The 13,294-nt window shown below is 71.6% G+C and carries 12 protein-coding genes; 5 read left to right on the top strand and 7 right to left on the bottom strand.

Features of this window, described 5'->3' with window-relative positions; genetic code table 11:
* Positions 1 to 130 precede the first annotated feature (130 nt).
* Complete coding sequence (locus ACZ4XX_RS13000; RefSeq protein ID WP_468507987.1) at positions 131 to 1,156, bottom strand: LacI family DNA-binding transcriptional regulator; 1,026 nt, start codon at positions 1,154 to 1,156, stop codon at positions 131 to 133.
* A gap of 369 nt (positions 1,157 to 1,525) precedes the next feature.
* Between ACZ4XX_RS13000 and ACZ4XX_RS12995 the strand changes: the two genes are divergently transcribed.
* The 4 genes from ACZ4XX_RS12995 (at position 1,526) to ACZ4XX_RS12980 (ending at position 6,414) form a co-directional block, all read left to right on the top strand.
* Positions 1,526 to 2,878, top strand: coding sequence for an ABC transporter substrate-binding protein (locus ACZ4XX_RS12995; protein ID WP_468507986.1), 1,353 nt, complete (start codon positions 1,526 to 1,528; stop codon positions 2,876 to 2,878).
* A gap of 91 nt (positions 2,879 to 2,969) precedes the next feature.
* Entirely contained in the window at positions 2,970 to 3,971 is a 1,002-nt protein-coding gene (locus ACZ4XX_RS12990) for a carbohydrate ABC transporter permease (RefSeq protein ID WP_468507985.1), read from the top strand.
* A gap of 4 nt (positions 3,972 to 3,975) precedes the next feature.
* Positions 3,976 to 4,899: a carbohydrate ABC transporter permease gene (locus ACZ4XX_RS12985; RefSeq protein ID WP_468507984.1), complete on the top strand. Its 924-nt coding sequence runs from the start codon at positions 3,976 to 3,978 to the stop codon at positions 4,897 to 4,899.
* Between the two features lie 72 nt (positions 4,900 to 4,971).
* Positions 4,972 to 6,414 carry a GH1 family beta-glucosidase gene (locus tag ACZ4XX_RS12980; protein ID WP_468507983.1) on the top strand — a complete coding sequence of 481 codons (1,443 nt, stop codon included), beginning with the start codon at positions 4,972 to 4,974 and terminating at the stop codon, positions 6,412 to 6,414.
* Between the two features lie 78 nt (positions 6,415 to 6,492).
* Here the strand turns inward: ACZ4XX_RS12980 and ACZ4XX_RS12975 are convergent, their stop codons facing one another.
* The 3 genes from ACZ4XX_RS12975 to ACZ4XX_RS12965 all read right to left on the bottom strand — a co-directional run bounded on the left by ACZ4XX_RS12975 (position 6,493) and on the right by ACZ4XX_RS12965 (position 9,747).
* Complete coding sequence (locus ACZ4XX_RS12975; protein ID WP_254047275.1) at positions 6,493 to 6,963, bottom strand: hypothetical protein; 471 nt, start codon at positions 6,961 to 6,963, stop codon at positions 6,493 to 6,495.
* Between the two features lie 167 nt (positions 6,964 to 7,130).
* Entirely contained in the window at positions 7,131 to 7,871 is a 741-nt protein-coding gene (locus ACZ4XX_RS12970; protein WP_468507982.1) for an IclR family transcriptional regulator, read from the bottom strand.
* 280 nt (positions 7,872 to 8,151) lie between these two features.
* Positions 8,152 to 9,747 (bottom strand): hypothetical protein, encoded by a 1,596-nt coding sequence (locus ACZ4XX_RS12965; protein WP_468507981.1) that lies wholly within the window; start codon positions 9,745 to 9,747, stop codon positions 8,152 to 8,154.
* Positions 9,748 to 10,076: 329 nt separating this feature from the next.
* Here ACZ4XX_RS12965 and ACZ4XX_RS12960 point away from each other — a divergent pair, with 329 nt between their 5' ends.
* Positions 10,077 to 11,000, top strand: a complete 924-nt coding sequence (locus ACZ4XX_RS12960) for a glycerophosphodiester phosphodiesterase (protein WP_468507980.1) — start codon at positions 10,077 to 10,079, stop codon at positions 10,998 to 11,000.
* A 3-nt stretch (positions 11,001 to 11,003) separates the two neighbouring features.
* Here ACZ4XX_RS12960 and ACZ4XX_RS12955 read toward each other — a convergent pair whose 3' ends face one another.
* The 3 genes from ACZ4XX_RS12955 to ACZ4XX_RS12945 are packed head-to-tail and all read right to left on the bottom strand — an operon-like array spanning position 11,004 to position 13,281.
* Complete coding sequence (locus ACZ4XX_RS12955; protein ID WP_468507979.1) at positions 11,004 to 12,068, bottom strand: CU044_5270 family protein; 1,065 nt, start codon at positions 12,066 to 12,068, stop codon at positions 11,004 to 11,006.
* Entirely contained in the window at positions 12,065 to 12,730 is a 666-nt protein-coding gene (locus ACZ4XX_RS12950; RefSeq protein WP_468507978.1) for an RNA polymerase sigma factor, read from the bottom strand. The genes ACZ4XX_RS12955 and ACZ4XX_RS12950 overlap by 4 nt, the downstream gene beginning before the upstream one ends.
* A complete protein-coding gene (locus ACZ4XX_RS12945; protein WP_468507977.1) occupies positions 12,727 to 13,281 on the bottom strand; it encodes an HD domain-containing protein in 555 nt (184 codons plus the stop codon). The genes ACZ4XX_RS12950 and ACZ4XX_RS12945 overlap by 4 nt, the downstream gene beginning before the upstream one ends.
* Positions 13,282 to 13,294: the final 13 nt, after the last annotated feature.

The following is a 13,294-nucleotide window of genomic DNA, read 5'->3' as shown; positions in this document are numbered from 1 at the left end:
GGAACTGTATGTGTGGTATCTCTGTGCCGAATCGCCCCTCCCCCCCCCCCCCCCTTCCCCCCTCCCCACCCCCCCCCCCCCCCCCCCCCCCCCCCCCCTCCCGCCCCGTCGCGTACGCCCCCGGAACCGCTCAGCAGCACGACTCCCGCACGATCAGCTCCGTCGGCAGCACCCGCCGCCGGGGCTCCTCCGGCGCCTCCGCGATGTCCTGCAGCAGCATCCGGGCCATCGTGCGGCCCATCTCCTCGATGGGCTGCCGCACGCTCGTCAACGGCGGGTCCATCAGCCGTGCCACCGGTGAGTCGTCGACGCCGACGAGGGCCACGTCCTCGGGGACCCGGCGGCCCGCCTCCCGCAGCGCGCCCCGCGCCCCGGCCGCCATGACGTCGGAGGCGGCGAAGACGGCGTCCAGGTCCGGGCGGCGGTCGAGCAGCAGCCGCATCGCCCGGCGGCCGCCCTCCTCGGTGAAGTCGCCCGCCGAGACCAGCTCCTCGTCGGGGGCGAGTCCGGCTTCCGCGAGCCCCGCCCGGTAGCCGCCGAGTCGGGCGCGGGCCACGTACATGTCGGGCGGACCGGTGACGGTCGCGATCCTGCTCCGCCCCCGCCCCACCAGGTGGGCGACGGCCGCCCGGCCGGCCCCGATGTTGTCGGAGTCGACGTAGGGCACGGGCTCGGCCTCGGAGCGGCGTCCGTTCATGACGACGGGCAGGCCCAGTTCCCTGATCCGGTCGGGCAGCGGGTCGTCGCCGTGGACGGAGGCGAGCAGGACGCCGTCGACGCGCTGGGCGGCCAGGTACTGCTCGAAGCGCTGCCGCTCCTGCTCGCTGCGGACCAGGGTGAGCAGCAGCTGCTTGTCGGCCTCGGCGAGTTCGGCGCTGACCCCGCGGATCAGGTCGAGGAAGTACGGCTCCGCGAAGAGCCGGGCCTCGGCCTCGGGGATGACGAGCGCGATCGCGTCCGTACGGCTGCCGGCGAGTGCGCGGGCGGCCTGGTTGGGTACGTAACCGAGTTCGGCGACGGCTCTGGCGACGGCCGTTCTGGTCTGCTCGCTCACCCGGGGGGAGCCGTTGATCACCCGGGAGACCGTGCCCCGGCCGACCCCGGCCCTGGCCGCGACCTGCTCCAGGGTGGGTCTGCCGCTCTGCCGTCCGCTCACAACTCCCGAACTCCCCTCGTAGGACAACGCGCTGCTCACCACGGTCCCGCCGGAGACGAAGGCATGGATGGGAGCGCTCCCACACTAGTCCACGCCCCCACCCCCGCGCCACGAGGTGTGTTCAGGAGATGACGCGACCGTCCACGCCCAGGCCCGCGAAACCCCCGGAAAACCTTCCGGTAACGAATCCGCGTTCATGTCTTGACACCCGCACCCGCCAGGCAGCAACCTTCCGGCAACGACGTGGGAGCGCTCCCATCCGGGATGCGCACAGCCTTGCATCAGGTCCTGGCAGGCGCCGCCGAGCCGCGATCAGCCGGCCGGGCCTCTTGGCGCACAACGAGCACCACCTTGGACGAGGAGAGTGGAATGCGCACTTCCAGCAGCAGACGCGGACGCCGTGCGGCGATCGCGGCGGTCGCCGTCGTCGTGACCGGCACGACCCTGCTCACCGGTTGCGGCAGCGACGACGACAACGGCGGCAAGGGCGGCGGGGGCGGCCAGAGCACCGAGAAGATCACGCTGCGGATCGGGACCTTCGGTTCCTTCGGCTACGACAACAAGACCGGCGCGAAGCTCTACGCCGAGTACGAGCGACTCCACCCGAACATCAAGATCGAGGAATCGAACGTCTCCGACGGCCAGAAGTACTGGGACACGCTGAAACTGCGCCTCGCCCAGAACAGCGGCGTCGCCGACATCCAGGCCGTCGAGGTCGGCTACATCGCCGAGGCCACCGGCACGGCGATGGCGAACAAGTGGGTCGACCTCGGCAAGGAGGGCGGCGCGAAGATCGACGCCTTCCTCGACTGGAAGGTCAAGCAGGCCACGACCGGCGACGGCAAGGTCATCGCCCTCGGCACCGACATCGGCCCGATGGCGATCTGCTACAACAAGGACCTCTTCGCCAAGGCCAAGCTGCCCACCGACCGCGACCTCGTCGGCAAGCTGTGGCACGGCGACTGGGCCAAGTTCATCGAGACCGGCGAGAAGTACAAGGCGGCCGCGCCCGCCGGCACCTCCTTCCACGACTCGGCGAGCGGTCTCTTCAACGCCGTCGTCTCCAGCGACCCGGTGCAGTACGCCAACACCAGCGGCGAACTCGACTGGGAGAACAGCCCCGGCGTGAAGAGCGCCTGGGACACCGCCGTCAAGGCCGCCCAGGGCGGACTGACCGCCAAGCTGCGCCAGTTCGACGAGAAGGGCACCTGGAACGCCGCCTTCAAGAACTCGAAGTTCGCCACGGTCGCCTGCCCCAGCTGGATGACCGGCATCATCAAGGACCAGGCGGGCCCCGCCAACCAGGGCAAGTGGGACATCGCCGCGCCGCCGGTCGCCGGCAACTGGGGCGGCTCCTTCCTCGCCGTGCCCAAGGCGGGCAAGCACACCAAGGAGGCCGCCGAGCTGGCCGCCTGGCTGACCGCCCCGGCTCAGCACGCCAAGGTCTTCGCGGTCAACGGCAACATCCCCTCGTCCAAGGACACGCTGACCTCCTCGGCGGTCCAGGAGGCGAAGCTGCCGTACTTCGGTGAGACCCCCGTCGGCAAGATCTTCTCCAGCGCGGCGTCCGGGATCACCCCGGCCGTGATCAGCCGCTACGACGGTCAGGTCAAGACCTTCCTCACCGACAACGGCATCCTCGACATCGAGCAGCGCGGCACCGACCCGGCCAAGGCCTGGGAGAACGTCAAGAAGCTGGTCGACGACAAGATCGACCAGTAGCGGGGGACACCCGCCGGTCCGCCGCCGCCTGCGGGCGGCGGACCGGCACCGTCCGCACCACCGCACGCATCGACCCTGGAAGGACGCCCCCGTGGCCACCTCCGTTCGGGCGAGGCCGGACGGCTCCCCGCCGCCCGCAGCACCGCCCTCCTCCCCCGGCCCGCGCGGCCACCGCTCCCCCGGCGGCCTGCGCAGCACGCTCTACCGCTGGGACATCAAGGCGATCCCGTACGTCTTCGTCGCCCCCTTCTTCCTCACCTTCGCCGCCTTCGGCCTCTTCCCGCTGATCTACACCGGATGGCTCTCGCTCAACCGGGTCGAGCTCGGCGGGGACCCGACGTGGAAGGGTCTGGAGAACTACACCGACCTCGCGACCAGCGAGTTCTTCTGGAACGCGCTCTTCAACACCTTCACCATCGGGGTGATCGCGACCGTTCCCCAGCTGCTCATGGCGCTGGGCCTGGCGCACCTGCTCAACTACAAGCTCCGCGGCCGGGGCTTCTTCCGGGTCGCGATCCTCGCCCCGTACGCCACCTCGATCGCGGCGGCGACCCTGGTCTTCGCCCAGCTGTTCAACACCGACTACGGGATGATCAACAGCGTCCTGGGCTGGGTCGGCATCGACCCGGTGAACTGGGAGTCGTCCAAGTGGCCCGCGCAGATCGCCATCTCGGTGATCGTCACCTGGCGCTGGACCGGCTACAACGCGCTGATCTACCTCGCCGCCATGCAGGCCGTGCCGCAGGACCTGTACGAGGCGGCCTCGCTCGACGGGGCCTCGCGCTGGCGCCAGTTCATCAGCGTCACGATCCCGTCGATCCGGCCGACCATCCTCTTCACGATCGTCGTCTCCACCATCGGCGCCACCCAGCTGTTCGGCGAGCCGATGCTCTTCGGCGGCAGCGTCGGGATCAGCGGCGGCAGCGGCAACCAGTTCCAGACGCTGAGCCTGCTGATGTACGAGAAGGGGTGGGTGACCGGCGCGCTCGGCCAGGCTTCGGCGATCGCGTGGGTCATGCTCCTGCTCCTGCTGCTCGTCGGCGGCGCCCAGGCGCTCGTCTCCCGCCACAACCGCAAGAAGCTGGGGGGCTGACCTCATGGCGCACACACTCGACAGGAGCCCGGCCGGGTCCGGAATCCCGGCCGTCGCCCCGGCGGCGACCCGCCCCGGGCGCCGCTTCCGGCAGACGGCCGGCCGGCAGCACCACGCGGGACCGCTCACCTACGTACTGCTCGTCGTGGCCGCGTTCGTCTCGCTCTTCCCGCTGTACTGGAACGTGGTCGCCGCCTCGCACAGCGGCGAGCGGGTCGTGGAGGCCCCGGCGCCGCTGCTGCCCGGCAACCGTCTCCTGGACAACCTCAGCTTCGCCTGGAACCAGGTCGACATGGGCGCGGCGCTGATCAACACCACGATCGTGGCGAGCCTGGTGGCCCTGTCCACCGTGCTGTTCTCCACGCTCGCCGGCTTCGCCTTCGCCAAGCTGCCGTTCCGGGGCCGGGGCATGCTGCTCTCCCTGGTGGTCGCCACCATGACGATCCCACCGCAGCTCAGCGTCATCCCGCTGTACCAGATCATCACCGACCTCGGCTGGTTCGACCAGCTCCAGTCGGTCGTCCTGCCCTCGCTCGTCGCCGCGTTCGGCGTGTTCTTCATGCGCCAGTTCCTGGTGGAGGCACTGCCGATGGAGCTGGTGGAGGCGGCCCGGATGGACGGCGCGCACAGCCTCCGGATCATCTGGCACGTGGTCTTCCCGGTGGCGAGGCCCGCCATGGCCGTGCTCGGCATGCTGGTCTTCGTGCAGGCCTGGAACGACTTCTTCTGGCCCTTCATCGCGCTCACCCCGGACGGCAACCCCACCCTCCAGGTGGCACTCGCCGGGCTCGGCGCGGGCAACCACACCGTGGACCACGCCGTCGTGCTGACCGGCGCCCTCATCTCCACCGTGCCGCTCCTCCTGGTCTTCGCCTTCCTCGGCAAGCACATCGTGGGCGGCATCACGGCCGGCGCCGTCAAGAGCTGACCGGCTGCCCCGCCCGCCTCACCGAACGTCTCGAACGTACCGACCCCGTAACCGTGTTGGGAGCCCTCTCCTATGACCGCGTCCGAAACCCGGCCGCTCACCGCCACCCGCTCGTTCCCGTCCGACTTCCTCTGGGGCGCGGCCACCGCCGCGTACCAGATCGAGGGAGCGGCTGCCGAGGACGGCCGCACTCCTTCCATCTGGGACACCTTCTCGCACACCCCCGGCAAGGTCTTCGAGGGGCACACCGGTGACGTGGCCGTGGACCACTACCACCGGTTCCGCGAGGACGTCGGGATCATGTCCGAACTCGGCCTGAACGCCTACCGGTTCTCCGTCTCCTGGTCCCGGGTCCAGCCCACCGGGCGCGGGCCGGCCGTCCAGAAGGGCCTGGACTTCTACCGGGCGCTCGTCGACGAGCTGCTCGCCGCCGGGATCGAGCCGGCGCTCACGCTCTACCACTGGGACCTGCCGCAGGAGCTGGAGGACGCGGGCGGCTGGCCCGAGCGCTCCACCGCCGAACGGTTCGCCGAGTACGCGGGGATCGTCGCCGACGCGCTCGGTGACCGGGTGACCCGCTGGACCACCCTCAACGAGCCCTGGTGCAGCGCCTTCCTGGGGTACGGCTCCGGGGTGCACGCCCCCGGCCGCACCGACCCGGTGGCCTCGCTGCGCGCCGCCCACCATCTGAACCTCGGGCACGGTCTCGCGGTGCAGGCCCTGCGGTCCTCGCTGCCCGCGGACCGGCAGATCTCGGTCTCGCTCAACCTCCACGAGGTGCGGCCGCTGACGGGTTCCGCCGAGGACCTGGACGCGGCCCGCCGGATCGACGCCGTGGGCAACCGGATCTGGCTGGGTCCGATGCTGGAGGGCGCCTACCCGGAGGACCTGCTGCTCGACACGGCGCAGCTCACCGACTGGTCCTTCGTCAGGGACGGCGACACGGCGACCGCGCGGCAGCCGCTGGACCTGCTCGCGATCAACTACTACACCCCGACGCTCGTCTCACAGGTGCCGGAAGGTGCGGAGAAGCCGCAGGACGACGGTCACGGCAACAGCGACCACTCGCCGTGGCCGGGCGCGGACTCGGTCGCCTTCCACCGGGCGCCGGGCGAGCCGACGGCGATGGGATGGGCGGTCGACCCGAGCGCGCTGTACGACCTGCTGACCCGGGTCTCGGACGCGTACCCGCACCTCCCGATGGTCATCAGCGAGAACGGGGCGGCGTACGAGGACGTGGTGTCGCCGGACGGTTCGGTGCACGACCCGGAGCGCGCCGCCTATGTGCACGCGCATCTGGAGGCGGTGCACCGGGCGATGGAGGACGGGGTGGACGTCCGCGGCTACTTCCTCTGGTCGCTCCTCGACAACTTCGAGTGGGGCTACGGCTACGCGAAGCGGTTCGGTGCGGTCCGGGTGGACTACGACACCCTGGAGCGGACCCCGAAGTCCAGTGCCCGCTGGTACGCGCGGGTGGCGCGGTCGGGTGAGCTGCTCGCCCCCGACGGCGCCTGATCGGGGCGGGAGCGAGGAAGGCCGTGCCGGTGATCCGGCACGGCCTTCCCGCATGAGCCTCGCGGCGGTGGGCGACGGTCAGATGTCGATCACGCGGTAGCCGATGACGTAGACGCCGCCGGAGCCCTCCACCGAGCGCCACTGGGTCTCGGCACCGACCTCGCTGCCGGTGACGAGCGTGGCGCCGAGCTTGTCGTCGCCGCTGGTCGAGTCGTAGTCCCAGAGGGTCAGGGTGCGGGCCTGCTGCTTGCCGAGGATGAGGGCCGCGTTGCCGTTGCCGTCGGCCATCGAGCGGACGTAACCGGTGCCCATGGTCTGGTACTTGACGCCGTTGCCGGGCCAGACCTTGACGGCGTTGCCGTTGGCGTCGGTGATCTTGAGGTACGCCTCGTCGTGGTCGCCCTCGCTGTTCTTCTGGCAGTGCAGCTCGACCAGCTCGATCCGCACGTAGTCGATCGGCTCGGCCTGGGCGGTGCCGGCGAAGGCGGCGACGCTGCCGAGGCCGAGCAGGGCGGTGGCGGCCGTTCGGGCGATTCGGTTCTTGCGCATGTGGTCCCCCCACACGTCGGGTCACTCACGTGACGGTGATGCCGGCCCGCCCCGGTTCGGCGGGGCCGGTGTGCCGTTCCCCTCGGCACGACACCTACTGTGCCCGCCGGGCAGGCACAGCATCTACGCGCGTTCCGCTGGACGGAACAGCGCCGCCCGAAGCGCTGTCAGGGCACGAGCGCGGCCGTCGGCGGGGCCGTTCTCCGCGGTCCGCCCCGGGCGAGCGCGCGGCTGATGGCGGCTCCCGCCTCGGCGACGCCCCGGGCCAGCGTGTCGATCGGCCGGCCGGCCGGTACCAGGCCGGCGAGCGCCGCGACCGTGCGGCCGTCCGGGGTGCGGACCGGCAGGGCGGCGCAGCACACCCCGTCCATCACGTCCTCCCGGTCGAGGACGGCGCCGCCGCGGAACGGTCCCCGCAGGGCCTTTCCGGCGGCGGTGTCGAGGTGGAAGGCGACGCCGTCCCGTACGGGGAGGAGGGGTTCGAGGTCGCCCGGGACCGAGCCGACGGTGATCGCCATGTCCTCGCGCAGCACGGTGAGGACCACGCTCGCTCCGGTGGCGGCCCTGAGCCGCTGGAGCGGCAGCCGGGCGGCGGGCCGCAGTCCCGGGTGCGGCTCCCAGGCCTGGCCGATGCGGTACAGCTGGGGGCCGACCCGGTAGCGGTTGCCCTTCCGTTCGACGGCGCCGAGCGTGACCAGCTGATCGAGCAGACGATGGACGCTGCCCTTGGGAACCCCGCAGACGAGCGCCAGTTCGGTCACCCCTGCCTCGTCACCGCTCCGGCGCAGGGCGTCGAGCAGGGCGAACGCCCCTTCGAGCACGCTCCGGCCGCGTACGGGGCCGGGCGTGCCGCCCCGCTCCCGCCGGAGCCCGGCTCTGTGCGGTTCACGTACCTCATCGGTGTCCATGAGTCCCCCGACTCCACGGGCCCGGCCGAGGTCCCCCGATGGCACGGCTCCGGGCACGTCTCCCACCATGCCGCAGACCGGTCGATTCCGGCGAAGGGCTCGCGTTGTCCGCCGTGTCGCGGCGCGCGTACGGGGGTGCCGGCGACCGCGCCGGCCGTACGCGCCTTCGCCGTACGTGCGACGCGCCCCCGCCATCTGTACGACGCGCCTTCGCCGTACATACGACGGCGCCCCCGCCCGGCGACGCGCCGGGCGCGACCGGTGGGGGCGCCTTCCTCCGCTACGGCCGGCCGTCGAGCCAGCTCAGCCGGTGTCCGTAGAGCACGCGCTGGCAGTAGTCCGTCCCGGCCGGATCGGCACTGTCACGGTTGGCCGTGCAGTCGGCCGCAGAACCCGGACGGTGCTCGGACAGGGACCACAGCCGGCCCGCGCCGCGCTCGACGTAGAGGTCCTCGGCGCCGCGGGCGGTCTTGACGGCCTGGCCCGACGGGACCAGGTCGCCGTTGCTCCACTGGTAGCGCCAGAGGTTGCCCGGCTCGTCCGTGCCCTTCGACTCGTTCACGTACAGCGTGCCGCCCACCGCCGCCGCGCCCTGGGCGCCGCCGTTGGTCAGCGGCAGGTAGTTGGCCCAGCCTTCCGCGGTGACGTCGGCGGAGCGGCCCTCCAGGTCCGCGACCGGGTAGGAGGCGATGCGGCCGGTGGACGGATAGCCGCTCTGCGGACGGCAGTACTCGCCCATGAGCAGCCGGTCCGGGGTGGCGCTGCGGTCGAGGGAGATGTAGGAGGCCTTCGGTGCGCCGGTGGAGACGCAGGCGTAGGAACCCTGCGGGTTGCTCTGGGTCGCCTTGAACTTCCAGGCGGCCACCTGGGGCATCACATAGCGGTAGCCGAAGCTGTACCAGACGTTGTCGTGCCGGCCGACCTTCGTCTTGTCCTCGACGTCGGCGGTGGTCTTCACGCCGTCCGTGTCGGAGCCCATCGCGTCGTGCGTCTTGGGGTCGCCGTCCGGGTCGAGGTCCATGATGTAGCGCATGTCGAAGACGCGCAGGCCGTTGCGGGTGTCCGCGACGTAGAGGTAGTTGCCGTACCAGACGATCCCGCCGGCGTGCACGCCCTTCTGGATCGGGTACTCGGCGGCGTGCAGACCGTCGAAGGAGACGTGGTCGGCCGAGTTCACGAAGGTCCAGCCCAGCAGGACGTGCCGGTACTTGACCTCGGGGCTGCCCGTGGCCGGGTTGGTCCGGCTCTGGACGAAGGTGATGCGGACGCCCTTCTGGTTGCAGGCGTCATCGGCCTCCAGCTCGGCCGTGGTGCAGTCGCCGGTCGCCGGGTTCGGGTCGGTCTCCCGGCCCGGGTCCCAGCCGTCGTAGGAGGCGAAGAGCTGGATGTTGCCCGCCGTGCCCCACAGCTCGTTGTCCTTGGCGTCGGAGACGCCGGTCATGCCCTGGGGGACCCATTCCTGCGAGACGGAGTCGTCGTTCTGCAGGCAGTACTTGATGTCGGGGTCGGAGGCGGTGCCGAACGGGTCCCGGGAGCACCAGGGCTGTACGGTGCGGTTCGCGCCGGCCAGCAGGTTCTGGACGCCGGACTTGGGCAGCACCGAGTCCAGACGGGTCACCCGGGTGGTGGTCTCGGCGTTCATCGCGCCGGGCGACATCGTGAAGTCACCGGGTGAGGCCGCGCCGCCGGGGGCGGTCCAGCCCTGGGTGGTGAACGGTGAGGCGCTCGCCTCGGTCGTGCGGGGCTCCTGGACCCAGCTCTGCGGGGCGGCGGGCGGAAGGTCCTCCGCCTGGGCCGGCACCGCGAGGCCGGTGAACGCGAGCGAGGCCGTGGCGGCGACCGTGAGCCACGCGCGACGTATGCGCCTTGTGGGCATGTGGGGTTGTCTCCGTTGCTCCTGTGCCAGTAAGTCGAACGGAGAGTTCCAGAACGCTTGAGCGAAACGCAAACCTGTTCGCGACACCGGCAACGGTGCGCCGACCGAGGCGCAGTTGAGGAGGATTCAGCCACATCTCCACGGTTCGGGCAGAACCGGGCGACTTTCGGTGAGGGCCGGGTGAAGGTTCCCGCCGGTTCCGGTGAGCACCCCCGAGGGAATCCTCCGGAATCTCTTCGTGCCTCCCGCCTCTTCCGCCCCACGGCACGACGCGAGCACCACCGCCCGATTCGGCTGGATCATCCCGTCGCCCTTTAGAGTGGGCGGTCATGAGAGACCCTCACCCGCCCGCCTCCCGTCCCCGCCGGCGTCGCGCGACCGCAGGTCCGGTCGTCGTGGTCACCGCCGTCGCCGGTTTCGCGGCCGTGCTCGTCGCCACCGCCCCGCCCTCGCTGGCGGCCCTCCGCCCCGCGGCGGACGACACCGCGGCGGCGAGTCCCTGGATCCGCCCGGCAGGGACACCCGTGACCGTGATCGCCCATCGGGGGGCCTCCTCGGCCGCCCCCGAGAACACCCTGATCGCCGGCGAGGTGGCCCGGCGGGGCGGTGCCGTCTGGATCGAGAACGACGTCCAGCCCAGCGAGGACGGCGTGCCGTACGTCCTCCACGACGCGACCGTCGACCGGACCACGGACGGCACGGGACCGATCCGCTCGCTGACCTCCACCGAACTGGACTCCCTCGACGCCGGTTCCTGGTTCGCCCCGGCCTTCGCCGGCACACAGGTGCCCACACTGGAGGCCCAGCTGGCGGATCTTCGCCTGCGGGGCGGAAAGCTGCTCCTGGAGGTGAAGGGCAGCCACACCTACACCCAGGTCGCCCGGATCGTCGAGCTGGTGCGCGAACAGGGCATGAGCGACCGCGTCTTCGTCCAGAGCTTCGATGTGTCGCACCTGCGGTACGTCCACGAGCTGGCCCCCGAACTGCCGCTGGGGCTCCTGCGGGACACCCTGGACGCCGACCCCGTCGCGGTCGCCGAGGACCTGCACCTCGCCTCGTACAACCCCTCGGACCGGGCCCTGTCCGCCCGCCCGGAGCTCGTCCGCGACCTGCACGCGGCGGGGGTCGCCGTGAACGTCTGGACGGTCGACAGTCCGGCTCGCTGGAAGGCCCTGGACGCGCTCGGAGTGGACGGGATCATCACCAACCGCCCGACGGAGCTGGGCGGTTGGTCGTCCGGACGGGTGTCCTGAGGCCTACGGCACGACCTTGATGTCGTCGACGAAGGCCCGGACCATGATCGCGTGGGTGAAGACGACGGTCCCGGGCTTGATCAGGCCGCCCTCGCCGCCCTCACCCTTCACCTGGACGGTGCGCTCGCCCAGGAAGGTGAAGGTCCTGCTGTCGAAGATCCACTCGGTGCGCGATCCGCTGGTCTCGTCGAGCCGCGCGACGGCGACACCCTTGCGGCCGACGGCGTCCGTGGCGCTGTCCACCATGACGACACCGGGGATCTTCGCGGCGGCCCGGTAGAGGGCCGCCGTCAGCTTCGGGGACGGCCAGCTCTCCACGAGCAGGTCTCCGATGGTGGTGAAGGCCTGCTGTTCCCTGCCGTTGCCCTGCCCCTCGGTCTCCTTGTAGATCTTCCGCAGCAGCGCGTCGGGGTCGGTGGGGAGCGTCGCGAGGTAGTCGTGGGAGGGCGCGCCGAGGTGCGCCTTCGGCACGTCGCCCTTCTCGTCGCGGCCTTCCAGGGTGATGCCTTCGGGGGCGGTGTTGCCGGGCTCGATCAGCCAGCCCTTGAGACCGTCGGGCGACCTCCAGGACTGCCGGGTGTGCAGGGGGTCGCTGACGAGGCTGCTCCTGCCGTCGACGGTCTTCACATGGGTGTTCGCGGACCGCGTCTCGATGTAGATGTACTGGCCGGCGCGGCCGTTCGGGGCGTCGGCCCCGGCGGCGGCGAGTGAGATGCGGTCGAGGAGCCGGGGCGCGCCCTGGGCGTCCACGGTGCCGATGGTGGTGGTGAGGGCGGGTCCCGTGGCGCGGTCGACGGGGCTGTCGCCCGCACCCGGGGTGAGGACGAGGACGCCGACGGCGAGCGCTCCGGCGAGCACGGTGGCGGCGGGCAGCAGGATCGCCTTCCGCAGGAAGGGGTTGCGCGGGGTGCGCGCGGCGGCGGCGCGGCGGTCGTCGTGGATCTGGCTCATCAGGCGCTCCTTGTGGAACTGGTGGCGGCCCCGAGGAAGGTCGTGCTCCTCGATCGCGGGGAGGCCTCCGGTCTCGTGCCGGTTCGCCGTACGGGTCTTGTCCGGGTCGGGGTTCATCGGATTCCTTCCTGCGCGGGCCGGACCGCGTTCACGCGATCACCTGTTGTCTGTCGGGTGCGGGGTGCGGGTTCCCGTTTCTCCGGGACGTGTTCGCCTCTCTCTCGGGCGAGTTCCGCCTCGGCGCCGGTTCGGAGCTTGGCGCGGGCGCGGGAGAGCCGGGAGCGGACGGTGCCGACGGGGACGCGCAGGGCCTGGGCGACCTCGGTGTAGGCGAGGCCTTCCCAGAGGCAGAGGACGAGGACTTCGCGTTCGGTGCGACGGAGGGTGGCGAGCGCCCGCAGGGTGGCGGCGATGCGACGCCTGTCGTCGATCCGGCCCGCGACCTCGGAGGCGTGGTCGGGCACCGAGGCCGCGGCCTGTCCGGCGGCGGCGTACGCGTCGGCGGCGGCCCGGTAGCGGCGGTTGCCGCGGCAGTGGTTGCGGGAGACGTTGGTGGCGACGCCGAGCAGCCAGGGGCGGAGCGATCCCCCGTCGGGGTCCACCTTCTGCCGGAGCCGCCAGGCCTCCAGGAAGGTCGCCGCCATCACGTCCTCGGCGACCGACCAGTCGCCGGTCAGCCGGAAGGCGTGGTTGTAGACGCTCCGGGCGTAGGAGTCGAAGAGTTCGGCGAAGGCCGAGGGGTCTCCGTCCCGGACGCGTGCGCGCATGTCGATGTTCACGTCTCTCGTCTGTCCGGCCCCCGGAGCGGGTTCCCGTGACCCGCGTCACAGTGGGAGCCGAGTTCTGCGAGGAGGTCGGGGTTGACGATGCGCAGGATGGTCGCGATGTGCTCGGGGTCGGCCGCCGCCCACAGGGTCTCCCGGGCCGCCCGGTACTTGGCGGCGAGTCGTTCGCGCTGTTCGGGCGGCAGGGCGGCGGCCCGGTCCGGCCGGCTGTTGTGGGCGTTGTCGGCGATCTTCACGAGGGTGGCGTCGGGGTCCTCGGTGATCCGGCGGATCTTGTCCTCGTAGGCCGTGCCGGGTGTGTTGGTCACGGCCTCGACGACGGCGACGACGCGGGCCGGGATCCCGGCGGCACGGAGCTGCTCGGCCGTCCACGCGGTGTCCTCGATGACGTCGTGGAGCAGCCCGGCCATGGCCAGGTGCGGGCCGAGCGGTTCCAGGCCGGCGGCGACGGCCCGGACGTGCTCGACGTACGGGACACCGGTCTTGTCGGTCTGTCCGGCGTGCGCGCGGCCGGCGAGCGCGTCCACCTCTGCGAGAGTCGTCATCGGCCCATCATCG

Source organism: Streptomyces sp. NPDC029956, from assembly GCF_055574655.1.
Note: the sequence above shows the minus strand (reverse complement) of the source record. Positions and strands in the feature narration are given on the sequence as shown.

Excerpts from the sequence above, each read along its gene's own strand:
- ACZ4XX_RS12995 (WP_468507986.1), top strand. The coding sequence starts at position 1,526 with ATGCGCACTTCCAGCAGCAGACGCGGACGCCGTGCGGCGATCGCGGCG.
- ACZ4XX_RS12985 (WP_468507984.1), top strand. The coding sequence starts at position 3,976 with ATGGCGCACACACTCGACAGGAGCCCGGCCGGGTCCGGAATCCCGGCC.
- ACZ4XX_RS12980 (WP_468507983.1), top strand. The coding sequence starts at position 4,972 with ATGACCGCGTCCGAAACCCGGCCGCTCACCGCCACCCGCTCGTTCCCG.
- ACZ4XX_RS12975 (WP_254047275.1), bottom strand. The coding sequence starts at position 6,963 with ATGCGCAAGAACCGAATCGCCCGAACGGCCGCCACCGCCCTGCTCGGC.
- ACZ4XX_RS12970 (WP_468507982.1), bottom strand. The coding sequence starts at position 7,871 with ATGGACACCGATGAGGTACGTGAACCGCACAGAGCCGGGCTCCGGCGG.
- ACZ4XX_RS12965 (WP_468507981.1), bottom strand. The coding sequence starts at position 9,747 with ATGCCCACAAGGCGCATACGTCGCGCGTGGCTCACGGTCGCCGCCACG.
- ACZ4XX_RS12960 (WP_468507980.1), top strand. The coding sequence starts at position 10,077 with ATGAGAGACCCTCACCCGCCCGCCTCCCGTCCCCGCCGGCGTCGCGCG.
- ACZ4XX_RS12955 (WP_468507979.1), bottom strand. The coding sequence starts at position 12,068 with ATGAACCCCGACCCGGACAAGACCCGTACGGCGAACCGGCACGAGACC.
- ACZ4XX_RS12945 (WP_468507977.1), bottom strand. The coding sequence starts at position 13,281 with ATGACGACTCTCGCAGAGGTGGACGCGCTCGCCGGCCGCGCGCACGCC.